The organism is Marinifilum sp. D714 (genome assembly GCF_030851345.1).
Lineage (GTDB): Bacteria > Bacteroidota > Bacteroidia > Bacteroidales > Marinifilaceae > Marinifilum.
Map to the genome: position 1 here is coordinate 202,033 of NZ_JALPNU010000006.1, position 23,963 is coordinate 225,995.

At 38.6% G+C, this 23,963-nt stretch carries 19 protein-coding genes; all 19 read right to left on the reverse strand.

What is annotated here, in order from left to right; all coding sequences use genetic code 11:
- Nucleotides 1–25 precede the first annotated feature (25 nt).
- Complete coding sequence (gene leuB / locus M0051_RS08595; RefSeq protein WP_306741124.1) at nucleotides 26–1,096, reverse strand: 3-isopropylmalate dehydrogenase; 1,071 nt, start codon at nucleotides 1,094–1,096, stop codon at nucleotides 26–28.
- Nucleotides 1,097–1,106: 10 nt separating this feature from the next.
- A complete protein-coding gene (locus M0051_RS08600) occupies nucleotides 1,107–2,666 on the reverse strand; it encodes an alpha-isopropylmalate synthase regulatory domain-containing protein (RefSeq protein WP_306741125.1) in 1,560 nt (519 codons plus the stop codon).
- A 130-nt stretch (nucleotides 2,667–2,796) separates the two neighbouring features.
- The gene (gene leuD / locus M0051_RS08605; RefSeq protein WP_306741126.1) at nucleotides 2,797–3,375 is read right to left on the reverse strand and encodes a 3-isopropylmalate dehydratase small subunit; all 579 of its coding nucleotides are present in this window, start codon (nucleotides 3,373–3,375) and stop codon (nucleotides 2,797–2,799) included.
- Between the two features lie 69 nt (nucleotides 3,376–3,444).
- Nucleotides 3,445–4,845 carry a 3-isopropylmalate dehydratase large subunit gene (gene leuC / locus M0051_RS08610; protein ID WP_306741127.1) on the reverse strand — a complete coding sequence of 467 codons (1,401 nt, stop codon included), beginning with the start codon at nucleotides 4,843–4,845 and terminating at the stop codon, nucleotides 3,445–3,447.
- 111 nt (nucleotides 4,846–4,956) lie between these two features.
- Nucleotides 4,957–6,453, reverse strand: a complete 1,497-nt coding sequence (locus M0051_RS08615; protein WP_306741128.1) for a 2-isopropylmalate synthase — start codon at nucleotides 6,451–6,453, stop codon at nucleotides 4,957–4,959.
- A gap of 560 nt (nucleotides 6,454–7,013) precedes the next feature.
- Complete coding sequence (gene ilvC / locus M0051_RS08620) at nucleotides 7,014–8,060, reverse strand: ketol-acid reductoisomerase (RefSeq protein WP_306741129.1); 1,047 nt, start codon at nucleotides 8,058–8,060, stop codon at nucleotides 7,014–7,016.
- 113 nt (nucleotides 8,061–8,173) lie between these two features.
- Nucleotides 8,174–8,689: an acetolactate synthase small subunit gene (gene ilvN / locus M0051_RS08625; RefSeq protein ID WP_054718418.1), complete on the reverse strand. Its 516-nt coding sequence runs from the start codon at nucleotides 8,687–8,689 to the stop codon at nucleotides 8,174–8,176.
- Between the two features lie 96 nt (nucleotides 8,690–8,785).
- Nucleotides 8,786–10,522 (reverse strand): biosynthetic-type acetolactate synthase large subunit, encoded by a 1,737-nt coding sequence (gene ilvB / locus M0051_RS08630; RefSeq protein WP_306741130.1) that lies wholly within the window; start codon nucleotides 10,520–10,522, stop codon nucleotides 8,786–8,788.
- 23 nt (nucleotides 10,523–10,545) lie between these two features.
- On the reverse strand, nucleotides 10,546–12,381 hold the full coding sequence (gene ilvD / locus M0051_RS08635; protein WP_306741131.1) for a dihydroxy-acid dehydratase: 1,836 nt from the start codon (nucleotides 12,379–12,381) through the stop codon (nucleotides 10,546–10,548).
- Between the two features lie 886 nt (nucleotides 12,382–13,267).
- Nucleotides 13,268–13,642: a NifB/NifX family molybdenum-iron cluster-binding protein gene (locus M0051_RS08640; protein ID WP_306741132.1), complete on the reverse strand. Its 375-nt coding sequence runs from the start codon at nucleotides 13,640–13,642 to the stop codon at nucleotides 13,268–13,270.
- Nucleotides 13,643–13,869: 227 nt separating this feature from the next.
- A complete protein-coding gene (locus M0051_RS08645; RefSeq protein WP_306741133.1) occupies nucleotides 13,870–16,275 on the reverse strand; it encodes an ABC transporter permease in 2,406 nt (801 codons plus the stop codon).
- A 518-nt stretch (nucleotides 16,276–16,793) separates the two neighbouring features.
- Nucleotides 16,794–17,282, reverse strand: a complete 489-nt coding sequence (locus M0051_RS08650) for a putative molybdenum carrier protein (RefSeq protein WP_306741134.1) — start codon at nucleotides 17,280–17,282, stop codon at nucleotides 16,794–16,796.
- Nucleotides 17,283–17,393: 111 nt separating this feature from the next.
- Entirely contained in the window at nucleotides 17,394–18,155 is a 762-nt protein-coding gene (locus tag M0051_RS08655) for a hypothetical protein (protein WP_306741135.1), read from the reverse strand.
- Nucleotides 18,156–18,321: 166 nt separating this feature from the next.
- Nucleotides 18,322–18,891: a hypothetical protein gene (locus M0051_RS08660; RefSeq protein WP_306741136.1), complete on the reverse strand. Its 570-nt coding sequence runs from the start codon at nucleotides 18,889–18,891 to the stop codon at nucleotides 18,322–18,324.
- Nucleotides 18,892–18,993: 102 nt separating this feature from the next.
- Nucleotides 18,994–20,439 carry a M20/M25/M40 family metallo-hydrolase gene (locus M0051_RS08665; protein WP_306741137.1) on the reverse strand — a complete coding sequence of 482 codons (1,446 nt, stop codon included), beginning with the start codon at nucleotides 20,437–20,439 and terminating at the stop codon, nucleotides 18,994–18,996.
- Nucleotides 20,440–20,564: 125 nt separating this feature from the next.
- Nucleotides 20,565–21,953: an alpha-L-fucosidase gene (locus tag M0051_RS08670; RefSeq protein WP_306741138.1), complete on the reverse strand. Its 1,389-nt coding sequence runs from the start codon at nucleotides 21,951–21,953 to the stop codon at nucleotides 20,565–20,567.
- Nucleotides 21,954–22,137: 184 nt separating this feature from the next.
- The gene (locus M0051_RS08675) at nucleotides 22,138–22,671 is read right to left on the reverse strand and encodes a hypothetical protein (RefSeq protein WP_306741139.1); all 534 of its coding nucleotides are present in this window, start codon (nucleotides 22,669–22,671) and stop codon (nucleotides 22,138–22,140) included.
- A gap of 181 nt (nucleotides 22,672–22,852) precedes the next feature.
- The gene (locus tag M0051_RS08680) at nucleotides 22,853–23,143 is read right to left on the reverse strand and encodes a hypothetical protein (RefSeq protein WP_306741140.1); all 291 of its coding nucleotides are present in this window, start codon (nucleotides 23,141–23,143) and stop codon (nucleotides 22,853–22,855) included.
- 7 nt (nucleotides 23,144–23,150) lie between these two features.
- Entirely contained in the window at nucleotides 23,151–23,828 is a 678-nt protein-coding gene (locus tag M0051_RS08685; RefSeq protein WP_306741141.1) for a hypothetical protein, read from the reverse strand.
- Between the last annotated feature and the right edge of the window lie 135 nt (nucleotides 23,829–23,963).

A 23,963-nucleotide genomic window follows, 5' to 3' on the forward strand; every position in this document is an offset into this window, starting at 1 on the left:
ACTGCTGTTTGCTGATCGCTTTTTTTTATGCTTTTTCTATATATTCTGCCAACCAATCACCTACTTCTGATGTGGAGTAAGCTTTCTTACCATCGGCAATGTCTTCGGTAACTACACCTGTCTCCAGCGACTGATCAACTGCTTCGCGAATCAAAGCCCCTTCTTTCATCATGCCAAATGCATATTCGAACATCATGGCTGCAGAAAGTACCGTTGCACATGGATTGGCAATGTTCTTGCCTGCTGCCTGTGGATACGATCCATGAATTGGCTCGAACACAGAAGTGTGTACTCCAATTGATGCTGATGGCAACATTCCCATTGAACCTGAAATCACACTTGCTTCATCTGTAAGAATATCTCCAAACATATTTTCGGTAACCATTACATCAAAACGCTTTGGCCAGGTAATGATCTGCATAGCAGCATTATCAACAAACATGTATTCCACTTCGATATCCGGATAATCAGGAGCAACCTTCTGTCCGATTTCTCTCCATAATCTTGAAGTTGCCAATACATTTGCCTTATCAACAATGGTCAGCTTTTTTCTTCTTTTTCCGGCATATTCAAAACCCAATCGAATGATTCTTTCGATTTCTTCTGTCGTATACACACATGAATCGTATGCAGTCTGTCCATCTTCGCTTCTTCCCTGCGGACGACCAAAATAAATTCCTCCTGTCAATTCACGAATACACATAAAATCGGCACCGTCAACCAACTCGGTTTTCAATGGTGATTTGTGAATTAATGATTTAAAAGTATTCACCGGACGAAGATTCGCATACAAACCCAAGGTCTTTCTCATTTTCAAAAGTCCCTGCTCTGGACGAACCTTAGCCGAAGGATCGTTATCAAACTTTGGATGACCAATTGCACCAAAAAGTACCGCATCCGAATTCATACACAATTCATGAGTCTCAGCAGGATAAGGATCTCCTACCTGATCAATCGCGGTAGCTCCTACCAAAGCCTCTGTATATTCAAATTCATGTCCAAATTTCTTTGTGATTGCGTCGCATACTTTCTTTGCCTGCTCTACAATTTCAGGACCAATTCCATCTCCTGGTAATACTGCTATTTTGTAAGCCATTGTTTTTAAGTTATTCTGTTTTTATTTTTTTGTATTCTACATTGTTTTGTTGCTCCAAAAGGTTCAACATTCGAGCTGTTGCTTTAATCGCTGCTTCCACCTGATCGGGATCCAGTCCTCGAGTTTTAAACTCTTTTCCATTAAAATCCCAGGTAATTAAGGTTTCTACCAATGCGTCGGTTTTACCTCCGGGAGGAATCCTCACGAAATAATCCTTCAATACCGGTCTATCTTTTCCCAGCTGTTCGTACACCGACCAAATTGCATTCATGAAAGCATCGTACTGTCCATCGCCCGATGCCGTTCCTTCGTGCATTTGTCCGTTAATTTCAAGGTTCACAGATGCAAAAGGCCTCATTCCTTTCGATAAAGACAAGGAATAATGCTTGATTACAATTGGCATTTCTTCCATGCTCTGATTCAAAACATCAGAAACAATGTAAGGAAGATCCTCTGTGGTAACGGTTTCTTTCTTGTCGCCAAGCTCAATTACTTTCTGAGTTACCTTTTTCATGGTTTCCTCTTCCAGTGTCATTCCCAGCTCTTCCAGGTTTTTCTTGATATTTGCCTTACCTGATGTTTTCCCCAATGCATACTTTCGTTCGCGACCAAATCGCTCAGGCATTAATCGGTTAAAGTACAAGTCATCCTTGGAATCACCATCGGCATGAACACCACAGGTTTGCGTAAACACATTCTCACCCACCAATGGTTTGTTAGCAGGAACTCGAATGCCTGAAAAAGTTTCAACAATACGACTTACCGTATTGATCTTTTCCTCGTTTACATTGATTTGTCGCGATAAGTGATCTTTAATTACTCCTACCACCGAAGCCAGAGGAGCGTTTCCAGCTCGCTCACCCAAACCGTTTACTGTGGTATGAATTCCGTTTACTCCAGCCAACACCGATGAATACACATTGGCCAGAGCCAAATCGTAATCGTTATGAGCATGAAAATCGAAATGAAGTTTTGGATATCTTTCGCGACAAGCATAGCAAAAATCGAAAGCCTGAACCTGGTTCATTACTCCCAAAGTATCAGGCAACATGAATCTTTGAATGTTATCATTTTGCAATTCATCCAAAAGGTACCAAACGTAATCTCTCGAAGTCAGCATTCCATTCGACCAGTCTTCCAGGTAAAGGTTCACCTTTATGCCTAACTCTTCTGCGTAAGCAACGGCATCCTTTACATCCTGAACATGCTGCCCGGGAGTTTTTCGCAACTGTCCCTGTAAATGCTTTAATGAGCCTTTCGACAACAAGTTTACTACACGTGCACCACTCTTGTAAATCCAATCCAGCGAAGCTTTCCCATCAATAAATCCAAGTACCTCGATTTTATCAATCATACCATGTTTTTCGGCCCATTTGGTAATTCGTTTTACCGCCTGAAATTCTCCTTCTGATACTCTCGCGGAAGCAACTTCCAATCGATCTACTTTAACGGATTGCAGCAAGAGCTTAGCCACACCCAACTTTTCGTCGGCATTGAAACTAACTCCCGAAGTCTGCTCACCATCCCTAAGGGTGGTATCCATTATTTCTAAGCTACGCAGTTCGTTCATTTTTTATTAGTGATTGAGTGAATGAGGGCTGAGTGAATGAGGTTTCGGTTTAATGAGTTGATATCCTACTACAGATATTTTTTTAAGCAATATTCTTACTCATTAACACATTAACTCAGCTACACATTAACTATTTTTCGAATTCTTCTATGTTTTCTTTCTTATCCAGGAGGTAATCGATATCATCGAATCCATTCAACAAGCAGTTTTTCTTGTAAGGATTGATTTCAAACTCCTCTTTCTCACCATTAAGTGATATGCTTTGTTCTTCAAGATCTACAACTAGTTTCTGGTTGTTATCTGCTTCAACAGCAGCAAACACTTTGCTTAAAAACTCAGGAGATACCACTACCGGCAACACGCCATTGTTTAGTGCATTGTTTCTGAAAATGTCAGCAAAGAAACTGCTAACTACTACCTTGAATCCATAATCGTGAACAGCCCATGCTGCGTGTTCTCTTGAAGAACCACTTCCGAAGTTTTTACCTGCAACTAAAATTTGTCCTGAATACTTTGAGTCATTAAGAACGAAATCCTCATTCGCTGATCCATCCGGATTAAATCTCCAGTCTCTAAACAAGTTTTCTCCGAATCCTTCACGACTGGTTGCTTTAAGAAATCGTGCAGGAATTATCTGATCCGTATCTACATTCTCGATTGGAAGAGGTACATAACTCGACTCTAATACGGTAAATTTATCTATTGGCATTTTTTTATCTTTTAAGCGATTAGCTTTCAGCCACAAGCCTTCAGCTAAAAAATATTTGTAAATATTTTATTAAAACAATTCTCTAGGATCGGTGATTACACCAGTAACTGCAGCAGCTGCCGCTGTTAGCGGACTCGCCAATAGCGTTCTTGATCCCGGACCTTGTCTTCCCTCAAAATTTCTGTTCGATGTAGAAACACTGTATTTCCCTGCAGGAACCTTATCATCATTCATGGCCAAACATGCCGAACATCCCGGCTGACGCAATTCAAATCCTGCTTCTTCCAATATTTCGACCAATCCTTCTTCCTGAGCTTGTTTTTCCACTTGCTTGGAACCTGGAACAATCCATGCGGTTACCGAATCAGCTTTTCTCTTGCCTTTAACAAGAGATGCCAACATTCTTAGATCTTCGATTCTACCATTGGTACAGCTTCCAACAAATACATAGTCTACCTTTTTGCCAAGTAGTTTATCACCCAATCCAAAGCCCATGTATTCCAATGATTTTTTGAATGTAGGCAATTCCGATACTTCAACTTCCTCAGCCGTTGGAATGTTACCAGAGATTCCTGTTCCCATTCCCGGGTTTGTTCCGTAAGTCAACATTGGTTCAATATCCTCTGCTTTGAATGTGTATTCCTTATCGAACACAGCACCTTCATCGGTCTTTAATTCTTTCCATTTGGCAAGCACTTTGTCCCAATCTTCACCTTTTGGAGCAAACTCACGACCTTTTACATATTCGAAAGTGGTTTCATCAGGTGCAATCATTCCACCACGAGCCCCCATTTCAATACTCATGTTACAAACCGTCATTCTGCCTTCCATGGTCAAGTTGCGTACTGCAGATCCTGCATACTCCACAAAATATCCGGTTGCTCCACCTGTTCCCAATTGAGCAATCACGTATAGGGTAAGATCTTTAGCTGTAACGCCTTTTTGTAGCTCTCCATTAATGGTTATGCGCATTTTCTTTGGCTTAGGTTGAAGAATACACTGTGTAGCCAAAACCATTTCAACTTCCGAAGTACCAATACCAAAAGCAACAGCTCCAAAAGCACCATGAGTAGAAGTGTGGCTATCTCCACAAACCATAGTCATACCTGGTTGCGTATGTCCCAATTCTGGTCCAACCACATGAACAATACCATTCTTTGGATGATTCAATCCGTAAAGGGTAATATCATTCTTTTTGCAATTTGCTGTTAAAGTTTCTACCTGATTTCTTGATAAATCATCCTCAATTTTCAAGTGCTGATTTACAGTTGGAATATTGTGATCGGGAGTGGCAACGGTTTTTTCTGGTCGGAAAACTTTTAAGCCACGAGCCTCAAGACCAGCAAATGCCTGCGGACTTGTTACCTCATGTATAAGGTGTTTATCGATATACAATACACTAGGACCTCCATCGATCTTCTCAACCACGTGAGCATCCCAAACTTTATCAAATAATGTTTTTGGTTCCATTTCTTTTTAGCTGATAGCCTTTAGCATAGTGCCATTGGCTTATTTATTATTTTTCATTTTGGATTTTGCTTATCTCATCAAAAGTGAGACAATCAATTATTCTTTATTAATTTAGTATACCACTTTTGAAAGTGAATCTACCAATGCTTCAACCGAAGCGGTAATGATATCTACATTGGCTCCAAAGCCGTATACTACCCTACCATTGTGCTCTAACTGAACGTGAACCTTTCCAAGATCATCGCTTCCTCGGGTTAAGGCCTGTACCAGAAACTCTCCTAAGGTGAATTTTTGCTTGATCAACTTCTTCACTGCATTGAAACAAGCATCGATTGGACCATTTCCTTCGGCAGTTGCGGCACAACTTTCTCCTTTAATTTTAAGGTGAACCGTCGCCATCGGAATGGTTGATTTACCTGAAACAACCTGCAACAATTCCAACTCCACCGTTTTGTCCAAGTTCTCTTTTTCACCCATCAACTCTGCAAGGTCTTTCTCGCTCAAATTCTTGCGCTGATCGGCCATCACCAAGAAATTAGAATAGGCTTCATCCAATTCTTCCTTTGCCAAATTGTAACCCATTTGTTCCAAATGGTGATTCAAAGCTGCACGACCACTACGAGCTGTCAATACAATTGCTGATTCCTGAATACCCACTTCAACCGGGTCAATAATTTCGTAGTTCTCCCTGTTTTTCAAAACTCCATCCTGGTGGATTCCCGAAGAGTGAGCAAATGCATTTCTACCTACAATTGCCTTGTTGGCCTGTACTGGCATGTTCATTAATGAGGATACCAAACGACTTGCTCCATAAATTTCCTTGGTATTGATATCAGTATGCAATGGCAAATCATGATGTGTTTTAATAGCCATCACAACTTCTTCCAAAGAAGTATTTCCTGCACGTTCTCCAATACCGTTAATGGTTACCTCAACCTGACGAGCTCCATTAATTACACCACTTAATGAGTTGGCTGTTGCCATTCCCAAATCGTTGTGACAGTGAGTAGAAAGAATCGCCTTGTGAACGTTAGACACATTCTCCATCAAGTATTTGATTTTAGCTCCATACACTGCTGGAAGACAATATCCCGTGGTATCTGGAATATTAATTACCGTAGCACCTGCAGCAATTACCGCCTCAACTACTCTGGCCAAATATTCATTGTCCGATCTACCTGCATCTTCTGCATAGAACTCAACATCCTCAACATATCGCTTTGCGTATTTTACCGCACGAACCGCACGTTCAAGAATTTCATCTGGATTTGAATTTAATTTTGATTTGATATGATATGGTGAAGTTCCAATTCCCGTGTGGATTCTTCCTCGTTTAGCATACTTGAGCGCCTCGGCAGCAACATCAATGTCTTTTTCAACCGCACGTGTTAACGCACAAATGGTTGGATTACTTACTGCTTTAGCGATCTCGACGACCGACTGAAAATCCCCTGGACTTGAAACCGGAAAGCCTGCTTCGATTACATCAACACCTAATGCCTCAAGTGTTTTTGCCACTTCAATCTTTTCAATAGTATTCAATTGGCAACCTGGCACTTGCTCACCATCGCGCAATGTAGTGTCGAAAATAAATAACTTATCACTCATTTCTTTCGTGTTTTGATAACTTGGTTAATAGTGAAACGGTTAAAAAATTATTCTATCAATAATCTTTCACCCGTTTCTTAGTTTTTGCTGTAAAAAAAAAGTTCCTCCATCTTGGAAGAACTTTGTATTATGATCATTTTATATTTCTCAGATTATAACACAGTCTTCCTACTCGATCTTTTAATAATAATGAGATCAAGAATGAGAATTAAACCAATAATAAATGAACTTGCGTACATCATCGTTTTGTTTCTGTGTTAATGTTTTAGTTGATTTTTTTATGCTGCAACAAACCTAAGAACTAATAAGAATGAGAGAAAACAATTTATCTCAACAGGCTACGATATTCAAAGCAATCCAATTTTATTTTTTTCGCTGAACCTTCAGCCATACCCTCCTCATTTACTTTAAATTAAATCTTGTTTCAACAAATCTAAATATGGGATATTCAAGCCGTTTCAAAAAGTGAGTTTTGAGCGATCATGTGAATGGAAAAAGTAAAAACGCAATACATTTTACCCTCCCATTCACACAATTTCTGCTTTACCTAACTAACTGCACTAATTATTTTCTGGGCGAAGCTTACGAACAGCTGTTCCTGCTTGCCACATTTCGCTTTCGCGTAATTCCTTCAATTCTTCTTCCAACTTCACACGGTAGTTTTCTTCACTATTTGAGTCAATAGAACGTTGTGCCTCGTTACCAGCAGCAACTTCTTTATACAGTTTTTCGAAAACTGGCTTGGTAGCATCACGGAATGGCTTCCACCAATCCAAAGCTCCACGTTGTGCTGTAGTTGAAGTATTCGCATACATCCAGTCCATACCGTTTTCAGCAACCAATGGCATCAAACTTTGAGTCAATTCCTCAACAGTTTCGTTGAAAGCTTCAGATGGAGAGTGACCATTGGCACGAAGGACTTCATACTGGGCTGCAAAAATACCTTGAATACATCCCATCAATGTACCACGCTCACCTGTTAGGTCTGAGTATACTTCTCTCTTGAACGTAGTCTCGAAAAGGTATCCTGAACCAACACCAATACCCAATGCAACCACTCTATCGAAAGCTTTTCCTGTTGCATCCTGGAAAATTGCATAAGAAGAATTCAAACCTCTACCTTCCAAGAACATTCTTCTTAAACTGGTTCCCGATCCTTTTGGTGCAACCAGGATTACATCAACATCTTTTGGAGGAACAATACCTGTACGTTCTTTATATGTGATTCCAAATCCGTGCGAGAAATACAATGCTTTCCCTGGAGTCAAATATTTCTTAACGGTTGGCCAAACAGCAATCTGTCCAGCATCCGAAAGCAAGTATTGAATGATCGTTGCCTTCTCTAAAGCTTCCTCAATTTCGAAAAGCGTTTCTCCCGGAACCCAACCGTCGGCTACGGCCTTATCCCAAGTTTTTGATTCTTTACGCTGACCAATGATTACATTAAAGCCATTATCTTTTAGGTTTAGTGATTGACCTGGCCCCTGTACACCATAACCAATAATTGCAATGGTTTCATCTTTTAATACTTCGCGAGCTTTATCCAATGGAAATTCTTCACGAGTTACTACTTGTTCTTCTACACCGCCAAAATTAATTGTTGCCATTTTGATTTAAGATTATTAGATATTGGTCTTGAATTTAAATTTTCCAAGTCCAAAATCATGGTTAATTTATTAGATTCTATTTTAGTACTTTTCTATTAATACATTGCTCATTACTAAGCAACAAACTCTTTTAAATATTTGGTGAAATCCTTTTGCAAACAAGAAACTGCCACTCTTCCTGAACGCGCAAACTGTAACACTCCATACTGTTCCAATTCGTTAAAAAGCTGTTGATTTTCGGCTTTATAACCCACTTTTTCTATTACAAGAAATTCAGGATTTACAGTCAAAATTTTTGCATTCTGATTTCTTACCAAAGCTTCCAAATTACCATTCAACTTGGAAGAATTTGCAATTTTAAACAATGCTACTTCCTGATGAACAATCTCTTCTGCTTCAAAATAAAGTGCCTTAAAAACACCGATGATCTTCTCCAATTGCAACACCACATTCTCTACTTTGCTCTCATCCATAAAAGCTACAATGGTGTATCGAGAAATTCCCTTCACTTCTGATTCTGAAACTGTTAAGCTTTCAATATTGATTTTGCGACGAGAGAAAACTATGGTTACCTCATTCAACAATCCTATATTATTTTCGGAAAAAACCGTTATTGTATACTCTTTCATATTCTTTGATATTTAGTAACTAGTATTAAATAGTTAGATTATTTACAGATTGTATAATCAATCTTTTATTACTCATTATTAATTCTTAATTACCAATTATTCCAGTCTCATTTCAGATACTGCAGCGCCCGGAGCAATCATTGGCAATACATTGCTTTCCGTTTCTACAACCACTTCAAGGAAGAAAGCTCCCGGAAAGTCAAGCATCTCCTGAATCGCATCCTGTAGTTCCTCACGCTTGCTTACCCTTTTGGCCTTAATGCCGTATCCTTCTACAATTTTCACAAAATCAGGATTGTCCATCTCTGTGTATGAGAATCGCTGTTCGAAGAATAAATCCTGCCACTGACGCACCATTCCAAGGAATGAATTGTTCAATACAATCGACTTTACCGGCAATTTGTACTGGCGAATTACTGCCAATTCCTGAATGGTCATCTGGAAACCACCATCACCCGAAACCGAAACAACGGTTGCATTTGGATCTGCAATTTGAGCTCCAATTGCTGCTGGCATGCCAAAGCCCATAGTTCCCAATCCACCAGAGGTAACCTGTGTATTCGGATTCTTGAACTTGTAATACCTTGCACTGGTCATTTGGTGCTGCCCTACATCTGTACAAAGCACTGCCTCACCATTTGTTTTTTCCGACAAGCAATCAATTACCTCAGCCATATTAATTCTCTCTCGAGATGAGTGCGTTTGATTTTCAATTACCTTCTCATACTCCAACTGATAATAATCTTTGAAAGACTGCATCCACTCTTCACGTTCCGACCCCCTTACCACTTTATTCAATTCCGTTAATGCCTGCTTGGCATCTGCCAATACCGGAACATCAACGCTTATATTTTTGTTGTGCTCAGATCTATCAATATCGATGTGAATGATTTTTGCTTGCTTGGCATATTTCGATGTATCCCCAGTTACACGATCATCGAAACGCATTCCAATGGCAATCAAAACATCACATTGATTGGTATTCATATTGGGACCGTAGTTCCCATGCATTCCCAACATTCCAACATACAATGGATGATCAGTAGGGAATGATGACAAGCCCAATAAGGTACAAGCAACTGGTGTTTGCGTCTTTTCAGCAAACTCCATTAACTCCTGCTCTGCTCCCGACAATAAAATTCCCTGCCCTGCAAGTATCATTGGTTTCTTGGCAGAATTAATCAATTCAGCTGCCGCCGATATCTCACCCATATTTAGCTTTGGTACCGGCTGATACGAACGAATCCCTTTACATCTTTCATACTTGTATTCAGTTTTCTGAACCTGTGCATCCTTAGTGATATCAATCAATACAGGTCCCGGACGTCCTGTGCGTGCAATGTAAAAGGCTTTTGCCATTACCTCTGCAATCTCTTCCACTTTTGTGATTTGGAAATTCCATTTGGTAACTGGCATCGAAAGTCCAACCATATTGGTTTCCTGGAATGCATCTGATCCCAATAAACCACTAGGAACCTGTCCTGTAATTACAACCATTGGAGTTGAATCCAAATAAGCATCAGCCAAACCAGTCAAAAGGTTTGTTGCTCCCGGTCCCGAAGTGGTAAAACAAACACCTGGTTTCTTGGTCAATCTTGCATAAGCCTGTGCACTGTGAGTTGCACCTTGCTCATGGCGCGACATATAATGTTTTAGTTCTTTCTGATAATCGTATAAAGCATCGTAAACAGGCATGATGGCACCACCGATGTATCCAAACATGGTATCAACACCTTCTTGTATTAAACTACGAACCAGTATTTCTGCCCCAGATAAGGTTTCACCTGTATTATTCATCTCCTTGATATTTTCTGCTTTTGTTGCTGTTTCCATTTTGTTCGTTTTTTGCTGTTCCATTACAATTGTCGTATCGCTCCTTTGTCTGCCGAGGAGACTAGTTTTGAATAAGCCTGCAGTGCTTTCGAAACGACTCGGCCTCTGCCTCTTGGCTGGTAAGCCTCTTTTCCGAATGCTTCCTCTTCGGCTTTTCTTTCTTGCAGTTCCTCATCCGAAATACAAACATTGATACTTCTGTTTGGGATACTGATTTCAATTTGATCTCCATCTTTAATGAGTGCGATAGCTCCTCCCGCTGCTGCTTCCGGAGAAACATGCCCAATGGATAAGCCTGAAGTTCCTCCTGAAAATCTTCCATCGGTAATGAGTGCACATTTGGCTCCCAATCCCATGGATTTCAGATAGGAAGTTGGGTACAGCATCTCTTGCATTCCTGGTCCTCCCGATGGCCCTTCATATCGAATCACCACTACATCACCAGCTTCTATTTTTTTGGTAAGGATGGCTTCACAAGCATCTCTTTGCGATTGAAAAACTTTTGCCTTTCCTGTAAAATTGAATACCTCTTCAGCAACTCCTGCTGTCTTCACAACACAACCATCAGGTGCAATATTTCCAAACAGTACAGCCAGTCCGCCATCTTTGGTGTAAGCATGTTCCATGCTTCGGATACATCCCTTTTCACGATCTGCATCCAAATCGGCATATACTTCATTCTGAGATGCAAAGCTCAAGTTTCTTCCCTTTTTACCTGGACTTGAATGGTAAGTGGACAAAGCTTTATCGCTTACCGTATTCGAGTTTAGATTGTAATCGTTCAAGGCTTCCTGCAATGTGGAGTAATCCACTCTACCAACATTGGTATTCAACAATCCACCAGCTGCCAACTCTCCAAGAATACTCATGATTCCACCAGCACGATTCACATCTTCGATGTAATACTTATCAGAGTTTGGTGCTACCTTACAAAGGTTTGGTGTTTTGCGTGATAGCTCATCCATGTGCTTCATGGTAAAATCAACTTCTGCCTCGTTTGCAATTGCCAAAAGGTGCAGTACAGTATTGGTCGATCCACCCATTGCAATATCCAAAGTCATTGCATTTTTAAAGGCTTCGAATGTTGCAATTGATCTAGGCAAAACACTCTCATCCCCATCCTTGTAGTAAGCATTGGTAATCTCAACAATGCACTTTGCAGCATCCATAAACAGGCGCTTGCGATTCGTATGAGTTGCCAAAACAGTACCATTTCCTGGCAATGCCAATCCCAATGCTTCGTTCAAACAGTTCATCGAATTGGCTGTGAACATTCCTGAACACGATCCGCAAGTTGGACAAGCAGATTCTTCAATCTCTTGCAATCTTTCATCGCTTACGCTGTCGTCTCCAGCTTTTACCATGGCATCTACCAAATCCAGCTTTTCACCTTTCGATTCTCCAGCCTCCATCGGACCTCCTGATACAAATACAGTTGGAATATTCAGCCTCATTGCCGCCATCATCATTCCAGGCGTAATTTTATCACAATTCGAGATACAGATCATGGCATCTACCTTGTGTGCATTACACACATACTCCACACTATCAGCAATTACTTCTCTTGAAGGAAGTGAATACAACATGCCGTCATGTCCCATGGCAATCCCATCGTCTATGGCTATGGTGTTAAACTCGGCAGCAAAGCAGCCCGATTTCTCAATCTCTTGCTTTACCATCTGGCCAACATCCTTTAAATGAACGTGTCCAGGAACAAATTGCGTAAAAGAGTTTACTACAGCAATAACAGGTTTGCCAAACATCTCTTCTTTCATTCCGTTGGCACGCCAAAGGCTTCTGGCTCCCGCCATTCTTCGACCCTGTGTGGTTTGATTACTTCGTAACGGTTTCTTATACATTTCGGTTAATAGTTAAATCGTTTATCTTGTGTTTGTTCTCACTTAATCTCTTACTTATTTGGCGCCTTCAAACTTGTGCTGAGCGCAGTCGAAACAAAAAAAACGCCCTTCCTTTTGGGAAGAGCGCTCATAAATTCGTTTGTTTCGAAGTTATTGTATATGCACGTCTTCCCTGATCCTCATTCTAATAATGACGATAGAAATAATAATGACAATAATGATTACGTTAAATGATAACATACAATAACCTGATCAAAAAAAAGCCCCTTCGTTTTGAAGAGGCTTTAGATATTTTGTAAGAATTAAATTCGTTTACTTAAACATGCAAAGCCCCGTTCTGTGTCCTAGAAGGACAAGAATAATGACGTTAATAATAATGACTGTGCTTAAACGCATGTTGTAATTTTTTTTGTTTGTTTTTAATTTTGTCAACGAACATTTACAATCTTCTTTCGATCTGATTACGCTGACAAATCTATGCGACAAATGTATGTGAAAAAATCTTTTTTTTCCAAATCCTACGATTCCCAATTCCTATTTTTACAAAAAATAAATTCTAAATAAAATTCATAACTAACTGATCTTCTGATATTATTATTTTTACAGGTTTTTTCTGAAAATGTAAGCTTCAATTCAATTTTATGACTCCAAACTTATTTTTCGCAAAGCTTTGCGCTGACATTTTTTCATCCAGAATCAATAAAAAAAGAGAATCACACTACAATTTTTTGCATCTGATTAAATCTCATTTTTTGGCTAGATGGAACTCTCGATGAATTTAATCATTCTCGTGTATGTATTTTAGAATGCTAAAATTCATGTTCGTTTGATGTATCCATTATTCGATTTGAACAAATTAACACATCAAATTTTCGCTTTTTCTTTTTTAGTGATTGCATGAGTGTCCATCAGCTCCATGTTGATGATTACATGTTTCTCCACTATCTTCTACCATTCCTGAAATAAATTGTTGAACCAATTCATCGGCATTACCAGAACATCCACGAACCACTTCAATACCATTGTTGTAAAGTACATTAATGGCACCTTGACCAATTCCTCCTGCAAGCATTACCTTTACGCCAGCTTCTGCCAATAATGGTGCAATATTCGACTTACAACCACAACCTTGCGGCGAATCCATTATTTCACTGCCTACAATCTCGTTTTGCTCTGAAATCGTATAAATATTATAAAATTCACAATGTCCGAAATGGCCATCAACCTGTTTGTTACTGGTAACTGGTACTGCAATTTTCATATTTGTTTTATTTTCTTTTGATTAAGTACTACTAAATGAGAATATACTCATTTCAGACCTCAAAAGTACAAAACAATAATAATCGTGCAAACTTCTGTGCTTTCTATTTGTATTTTACCGATTAATAAGATGATTGAGAATAGGTTTCTGCATCACATTACCTTTCTACTATTCTACCTTTTGACTATTCGACTTTTCGACTGTTTGACTATTCGACTTTCTATTCCTTATTCATATTTTATCGAATCCACAGGATTTAAATTGGCCGTTTTGTAAGACTGGTAACTTACCGTTAAAATGGCAACCATTCCCACTACAAACACAGGCACAATAAACAGCAATACTGATATTTCCATTTGTGATGCAAAGCCATTCAACCAATAGCGAATGCCAAAGTAGAACAATGGCAACATTACCACTGTTGCAATAATCAGAAGTCTAAAATATTCCTTCGATAGCATCAGCAGAATGGTTTTAACACTTGCGCCCAAAACCTTACGTACTCCGATTTCTTTTTTGCGCTGATTGGCTGTAAAAGCTGACAAGCTCAACAAGCCCAGAGTGGTGATGATAATCCCCAATAAGGCAAATATTCCAAACACTTTTCCAAATCTGATATCATCCTGGTATTGTGCTTCGTAAGCTTCATTCAATACATAGTAGTTAAAAGGATTCCCATCAAACAAAGTCTGATATTGATCCTCAATGAAATGAATCAGCTTCTTGGAAACCGGGGCCTCTAGTTTTACAGACAGGCTGCCCAAAACACCAGGTTGGGTAAGAAAAATAATCGGCTCATGTTCTTCCTTAGGAGTTTGATGTGCATAGTCCCTGATCACACCAATCACTTTTCTCTTGTCCCTACTCAAAAATATACTTTCCCCAACGGCATCTGCTGGATTCTCATATCCCAAATGGTAAGCCGCTTTCTCATTTATTACCACAGCCTTACTATCCGAAAGATGGAGCTTAGAGAAATTTCTTCCTTTTAGCATTTTCATTTCATACAAATCAAGGAACTCCTCGTTTACCTGGATCAACCTGTAGTTTTTACTGGCTGTGGGTTCATCGCCTTCGCGGTAAATACTTCCCAAATTTGATTTGATGTCCTCTCCAGGCACATAAGAAGAATAGGAAACTGATTTAATTTGCGGATGGCGTTCCAGCTCTTCCCTAAAGGCATCTCTTCGGTGAATTAAAGTAGAATCGCCCACCATTGGCGTACTCAACACAATGATATCATTCTTATTAAAACCCGGATCCAACTTGTGCATATGATTCAACTGCATCATCACACTTAAGGTACCGGCAATCAACACAATGGAAATGACAAATTGCAACAAGACCAGTCCTTTGCGAAGTACCAATCCAGACTTACTTCCCTGGTATTCTCCTTTCAACATCTTATTCATATCCGTAAAGTTCAACCCCCAAACGGGATACATTCCTGATATGAATACCCCAATAAAAAGCATGGTCAGCAAGTTCCAATAAAACCAGGATTGCTGCCAAATGCTGTATTCCAATGGTATGGCTGTTAGGTTTTTAAATCCAGACATGAACAACTCTATGAAGATCACAGCCAAACCTACTGCAATCAAATTGATGAGCAAAGACTCCAGTAAAAACTGAAGGATCACCTTGCTTCTTGAAGCTCCTACTACTTTTCTGAGACCTACCTCCTTGGCTCTTCCGATGTATGATATGGTTGACAAGTTTAGGAAGTTTACCCAGGCAATCAGTATGATGAAGTAAGCAATGATGTATAGAAAACTAACTGTCTTTTTATCGCCATTGGTTTCCAGCTCTTGCATATAATGAGAGGTCAAATGAATGTCCTTAACAGGTTGCAAATAGAAAAACATTTCCAACTGGAATTTCTTCAGCACTTCACTGATTTTATTCTCTAGCAAAGCAGGAACCTTTTCCTCAATCAGTTTGGGGTCGCTTCCTTTTTTTAATCTTACGTATGTATAGAAACCACTGTACAACCACGATTTCATTACCCTCGGACCATAATGACGGGCCAAAGTTTTGTAAGAAATCAACACATCGGTTTTACAATGTACATTTGAAGGTCTATCCTTAAAAACCCCTGTCACTTCCAAAGTCAAATCCTTATTCATCTTCATAAGTTTACCAACAGGATCTTCAGCTTGGAAATATTTTCGGGCTGTACTTTCCGAAATCACGACTGAATTTTCTGCAATCAACGCTTTCGATCGATCTCCTTTAACAAACTCGAATGAAAATAGGTTTAAATATTCATTGTCTACCCAATAAGCTCTTTCTTCCTGAAACACCCTATCCTTATAGCTAAAAATACCATGTGCATTGTAACAATGTGCAACGGCTTCAACCTCTGGAAATGCCTCTTGAAAAGTTTCCCCTACGGCAGGACAAGCGGATGCAAAACGAATTTCATCTCCTTTTTGAGAATGTCGTTCCCATCTAACGCGGTAAATATCATCCACATTATCATAAAAACTATCGTAACTGTTGTGATAATTCACATACAAGGAAATAAACAAACATGCAGCTATACCAATGGCAAGTCCAAGTATATTTACCAAGGTAAACACACGGTTCTTTAACAAATTGCGCCATGCAATCAGGAAATAGTTTCGTATCATAAGTTTGGGTTTTGATTTACAAGCTGCTTCAAATACCACACCAGTATTCACTTAGCATTAAATATCAATAAATTGTAAAATACCGTCACTGTATTTCTGCTCATAATCTGTTCGCCTTCGAACACTAAGCTGTACGATTTTCAGTACTATTTACATTTCAACACAAGTTCTTACACATCCTTCCCAACTCCTCACACATTCTCCTATTTAGACAATTTGACTGTTGGACTATTGGACCATTTGACTGTTCGACTGTAAAAAAAGAGCCCCCAACGAGAGCTCCCACAACAACAATAACCTAAACTAATGATTCATCTGTTTTAATCAGACATAAGTACATTGCAAATATCGTTTTTCTTTTCTCCTGCAATGTTTGCTTAGTGTGAAGTCTGCTTTAAGTTTATGGGATAAAAACGAACAACTTATAACACGAGGGTCTCAGTTTAAGTGAGGCTCTCATTCATTATATATTGATACCCTCACTTTGAGTGAGAGCATCAAAGAGGCACTCCTTACATTTACAATGAAAACAGATTTTCCAATAGAGCTTTTACAGCACCCTGAATTCCCGGAGCATTTGATTCACTTGGTCCTGCTACATTCAAAACAGATGGTCTATGCTCTTTCAGCCAGTTTTGAATAATGTGCTTGTTTTCCTTTTCGTGAGGATCACAAATCAGATAAGGCTTATTCATTGCTGTACAACAATCAATGGTCCATTTCGTTCCAGAATCAATAAGATGTGTAGTTGGCATCAAAATCAAACTGGCATCCGCATCTCGCACATTCCATTCGGTTCGCAGGGAACGTGCTACATGACTTGCTGCATTGCTGCGCTCATATGGACTTTCCGTCAAGTCAAATTCCAATGGAATCTTTCCATCTTCCGCTTCCCGATTGGGCGGACACCATCCACCAACGGAAATTCCCAGTTCCCGTGCTGCCTGCAGAGCACCACGATCAACTCCAGTTTGACCGCCTGATATGATTTGTTTGGGGATGTGCATTTGATCTTTGAATTGATTCCTTACTTACAAGATAGCACAAAAAAGCAATGAAGTTTGGAATTCATTTCCAAACAATCATCAAGCAATTTCTTTTCCTCTAATATCCAACAGCTAATATATCACGTAGTTCTCATCATCATACTGAAAAGTCCACTCCCTCTCTACAGTACCAACCAAATAACCATCACTGTCGTACGATTTTTTTATGTACCCAATATAGTTATTCGTCGACAAGGATCTATTAAAGCACTCTTTAAAAATGAATAGATTCTTGCATAGGTTAGGAGTATTGTCATATCCTAAATAGAAGGTAGTATCTTTTTCTTGGGTATAGGTATTCTGAGTACTAATCTGCAATAAGTTTCCCGATTCATTGTAAACATACTTCCGAATTAAGTCCCGAGAAGTGGTTTTTTCAAGCCTTTCATTCTTATAATAATAATAAGTGGTATCATTGTCAAATGCTTCTAAATGACGATTATCCTCTATCTTTTTTACCAACTTACCATTTTCTAAAAAGAGAGTGCGTTTAAAAGGAAGACAGCTAGTAAATTCAGAATCAGCTGTTAACTTTTTAGTAATGGTAATAATATCATTGTCATACACAAGCTCATCATAAACCTTGTCATAAGTTCTATAATTAAAACCCGTCGACGGACTCCTTCTGATTAAGTCACCAATACGCTTCGATATCTGATGCTTTCTACTGTATTCAAGTTGTATCGCAAAGTCTTTTCCCACATAAACACTTTGTGGATAATCCATAATTTCAATACTATATTTTTCCAAAAGTGGACCACTGGGTGTATCACTGTCGTCTCCACAGCTCATTAGAACCACTGAGCAGAGTATTATGATTAGGTAGTTTTTCATTTTTAGTAGTTATTAGATTACTGATTTCATAGAATTTCGTTTCCAAAGATAAGATAGCAATTATTCATGAGGATCTCACTCAAAGTGAGTCTCTTATTCATTGTGTACTGATCCCCTCACTTGAAGTGAGAGAATCAGATCTTTTTCATTCATTTCCCAACAACAATCACCCAATTCGCTCCAATATGATCTCTTTCACCTCATCAATATTGTTGCCATCATACACCACCACATTCTCATGGGTAAATCCCTTGTTGTATTCATTCAAAGGCATTACAACCAATCCTCTCGGACGGTGCTTTAGCCATGGAATGATGTAACCAGGATAGTCATCCACCAATATTTTTCCATAATGCCTGCTTTTATTTCGGGTCATGGTAAACTCAATTTCCCCATCTATGTTATTGATGATCCATTGTAACTTACCCGCTAAGGCTGCCGGATTCTTCTTTGGTGCCTGGGTCAAAATCTCATTGTGATAACCCAACTCTTTGGTCAGCTTAAAAATATCAAATCCCAATTGGTATTTAGGCAAATTGGCCCACCACTTCTCATCTGATTTGATCAACTCCATCCTGTCCCAGAGGTATTGATATTCGGGTGCATCACCCACCACAAACGGATCTACAATTGGTTCATTGGGTGCTCTCAATTTTTCCAATTCCAATTTCATCGAACCAACATAGTCACAAATGGTTCCGTCCATATCAAATAAGGCTATTTTTTCGCTATCCATAACTTGATTTATTTTGCATGTAACATGAGGGGCTCACTATAAGTGAGGCTCTCATTCATCTCATATTGATACCCTCACTCTGAGTGAGAGCATAATGTATTTTTATTCATTGTTCTTACTAACAAGTGCATTTCTCCAAATGCATTCAAAAATCATTCTGCTTATTTTCTCCATCCTTTTGTAATTGACTTTATTCACTGTATCCGTTGGCTTGTGCAAGTCATGATTTTTACCATCGAAGAAAAAAATACTTGGAATTCCTATTTCCGAGAATGATCTATTATCTGAATAATCTGTAATTGATGAATAGTTAGACGTGAGCTTGTATTTTTTACTAAGCTGCTTCTCTTGAGTATAAAGAGAGTCCGCCAGATGTTTACCGATAAAGTAGAAGTAGCCCGGATCATTCTCATGATGATAATCAGCACGTCCGATCATATCGATATTGATCATGAGTTTCACTTGCTCTTTATTTTCAAGATGATCTGCAAAATACTTTGAGCCCCATATCCCAGCTTCTTCTGCCGAGAAAGCAGCAAATATGATGTTCTTCTCAGGTTTGTATCCATCTTGATAAGCTTTCTCGAATGCTTTGGAAAGTTCTATCAATGCTGATACTCCCGAAGCATTATCATCAGCACCATAGTATATTTTATTGTCTACCGTGCCCAAATGATCGTAGTGAGCTCCAACAATAATCGATTCATTTGCATTTGTTCCCGGAATATATGCCACAACATTGTTTTCTACAATGGTATCCACCTTCATTGGCTCAACCGACAGTTTTATTTCTCCTATAGACTCATTACCCACTATAGCTTCATTTTTCCAATGCTGTATACTTTTGCCTGTTAATTTCTTTACATTTTTAGAGCTAATGGTCATATACCTGCAATCCAACACACCTTTCATAGCATCATCTACATCAACTTCATTGGGCAATTTACATTTCTTAAACCTGTTAAAATCTTTGAATTGTAAAACAATGCTTTCAAATTGATTACTACTTTTCGGATTCGCTACTATGCTTAATTCTGCACCATGTTCTTTAGCTATTCTGGCATTTCTGATTGCTGCTCTCAGATTATCATTCAAAGTAAATACCGCTTTTCCTTTTACATCCAAATTTTTAAAGTCTTCCTCTCTCCCATATCCAGCAAAAACAATAGGAAGTTCTTTGTTGAAATCATCAAAAAAACCTGAGTACATAAAGTCTTTATCAGAGAAAAGCTCTGTGTTATTGGTTTGTAAGTGGGGCACTTTCTTTTCAAAAGTGAGCAAGGGGAAAGCTTGTAAGCAAGTCTTTTCAAAATAAGCTTGAAGTACGGCATTTTCTTCCCACTGAGAAACAATATAGTCTCGAGCAATTTTAATTCCCAAAGTTCCAACCTCTCGGCCTGCACACGAATCCGATGCTAAAATGTAAACATGCTCTTTCAAATTTTTAGCCTTAATGTCTTTGCTATACAAATCAGCATGGCTTTGTGCTCTGATGGCTGTAAATGAAAAAATGATTCCAATAAATGCTAACAATATTTTCTCTTTCATTGTATATTAATGATTTAATTTTCATTCATTTCATCCTACCTTTCCAATCACGAATGCTTTCTCTTACCAGTGAAAGTTATAAGCTAAAATCCACAAGTTCTCTCTATCTAAGTGAACCAATTACATTATTGTTCCGATTCCGTATTTTTTAGTTCCAATCTAAAAACCGTATCAATATCATCAGGCAATTGATATGAAAAATGAGGATAGTCTTTTACATTGATGAAGAAATTATCCTTATTCTGATTTCCCCACCAGGAGGTAAATGTGTGTGCCTCGGAACCATCATGCAACAATATCACCTGCTTTGTTTTTTCGGCATAGCCTTTTATATTTATTCCCCCAAGATGCGGATACATCCAGTGCGCATACAACTTATTGCCATTCTGCGTATAACGGCCCCAATCGGTTTTAGACAATTCAGGTATTCCGCAAGCATATATACTTTCTCCATTTTTAGACATCCATTTGCCAACTTCCTGCAAAATCTTGACTGATGGTTCAGGAATAACTCCTTTTGCATTAGGCCCCACATTCAGCAGTAGGTTACCGCCTTTGCTTACGCTATTTACCAGCGTGTGAATAACAAGCTGTGGGCTTTTCCAATCACTGTCAGTGGCTTTATATCCCCAACTATTATTCAGGGTCAGGCAGGTTTCCCATGGAACCAGATTTCCGTATTGATCTTTTACCGGAGCCTCGGGGATTTGTTGTTCGGGTGTATTAAAATCGCCGAGCGGATATTCTGCATCAAAAATACTACTCCCTCCATCTCCTACCAATCTATTGTTTAGTATGATATCAGGCTGATGTTTACGAACCATTTCAATCAGTTCACGCGATTTCCATTTCTCATCTTTGTATTCGCCAAACGAATAATCGAACCACATGATGTCAATATTGCCATAGTTTGTAACAAGCTCTTCAACCTGGCCGTGCATGTATTTTAAATAGTTGTCCCAATCGAATTTTTGCTTGCCATATTCTTCATCCTCTCTTTGAGGATGGTTCCCAACATTTGGATAATCCTTGTGATGCCAGTCGATTACCGAGTAATATAGCCCCACTTTCAAGCCCTCGGCTCGGAAAGCCTCCAAATACTCTCGCACCAAATCTCTTTCAGGCATGTAAGTTGAGATTTTATAATCGGTTAATTTGCTATCGAACAAACAGTAGCCATCATGATGCTTGGCAGTAAGCACGGCATATTTCATTCCGGCTTCTTTGGCTAGCTTTGCCCATTTCCTGGCATCAAACAAATCAGGATTAAAATCATCGATGTATTTCTGGTACTCCTCTGTAGTCAATTTTTTATTGGACTTGAACCACTCGCCACTTGCAGGAACTGCATAGGCTCCAAAATGAATAAACATTCCAAATCGTGCTTGTCGCCACCATTCCGTACGATTCATAATGGTCTCGTAATTGCTTTGATAAGTCTGGTTTGGAAAATTCTGTGCACTAGCACCATAAACCACAAAGCAAGTTAGAATAACTAATAGGTACTTTTTCATTCTCTTCGTTTTTTCATTCTAAAATTTCCTACCATAATGAGGAGTAGGTTTATTTTTACCTGGTGATTGATATAATAATCAATCCTTGCTGGTTCGAGTTTGAAACTCAGACCTTGCCCAATGCAAAATATCCCTTCCTCTGCATAACAGAACTCAAGCGAAACACTCTCGCCATCAGGGGGCTTTAATCCCCTGTATGAAGCCAAACATATTTATCATTCTGCCAGGCAATCAAGTTTGAAGCACTTTCACTTTTTGAAACTAAAATTGCGTCATTTTCTATTTTAATTTCTTTGCTTCCAAGAATGTCTCCATTTTCAGCGAATTCCATTAATTCAACTGCTCTATCTTTAAATATTTTCCAAAGTTCAACAAATTTGAAATCATCGCCAACATGAGCAAAACTATTCCCTGCGCCAATTAAAAATGTTTTAAAATCTCCACCATGAATAATCAGGATTCCTTTTTTATTGGTCAATTTGTCCTTAACACAAAAAGCTATATCTAATTTATCATCTCCGTTTAAGTCTGTCTCCAAATAAAAAGGATTCATTTCTTTATCAAGTATTAAGACTTTCTCGGTTTTTATATCATCAAGCTTAAAAGCAATCCAATCCGGTAGGCTCTCGACAAATTTAAAATCATCAATGTTCAATCTTTGTCCGAATGAGTTTAATCCGATTATGCAAGTCAAAATTAATAGATAAGTCCTTTTCATTATTTGTTTTGTGTCAATTTGCAGCTGTCGCTCTTAATGCATGGTAACGGTTGGTACATGCTGTCGTTGCGGATTTTGGAGCTCGTTCCTGTCCTGCAGGACGGAACGATGTTGCGAGAATCCAGCGAACGACACACCACGAACCCCGCAATGCAATATGTCCAGTGTTACAGGGCGTTTTTTAATATTTTAATCTATCAAAGTCTTCATTTACTTCCACTCCAATCGAAGTAAATGTGTCTATATAGATATTTAGTTCTCGGCGTACGGAATCAATGTTATTACCGTGACCATGAGGTCTCATTACTCCAGCAGCTTGTTCACTTGGTTTACAATAGTGACTTACTCTGCCATGATAAATTTTGCTCGAATTTCTTGATTTTTTTTGAAGAATTCGCGCTTTAATTTTAAATGGATAACCATTAATTGGTTTTTCAAATTCTTCTTTTATTATCCATTCTTCTAATGCCATAAGTCTATTATTTTAGGTTTATTTTTATGTCTTTTTCACATATTTCAGTGAATCTGGGAAGGTTATTTCTCATAAATTCTGCGGAACCAGAAAAGATGCTAATTACGAATAAGAAACTCGATTGAAAAAAGTCAGTCATAGAATGCTCCGTCGTTATGATTTTTTGAACATGAGTACAGTGGTTAATTTCATCAAGCTCTGAATAGCTGCCTTCAACTCCATCCCAATTCGGATGCGTAAATTCGCATAAAGCATCATAATACTTTCTTATTCCATTAAATTGCTTGTCTAATTTGTTTATTTGAGTTAGAACATTCGTTGATACTATTTCATCACTATATCTTGTACCAAATTTGATATTTGTGATTAAGTCATCAAAATCATTTGTCAGTTTGTTGTTTAATACTGATGATTCCACTGCTTTAACCAAAGTGCTTGTAATTGCTGTGTTTTCAAACAATGAACGAATCAATGGAATTGCCGGTACAACTTTGTCCTGTTTTAATAGGAGCTGGGCAGCTTCACTAAAATCCAGCATTCTTAAATTCATTATTTCTATGAAAGAGTGAACTTTAAAAGGAATTTTAGCAATCCGGGAGTAATGAAAATGCTCGACCTTATCTGTTAAGTGCATTCTCAACTCGCTAATTATTTTATCTATTTGTTCAGATTCATTCATCCTCATAAGTTGCACATTTTTTATTGGCTCAATTCAAAATGCCCTGTAACGTAAAAGTGTTTTATTCTTTCGTTTGATAAAATTAACAAAACATTATTAAGAGAGTTTAATTTTCTTTACAGAATAATTCCAAATAAAGGA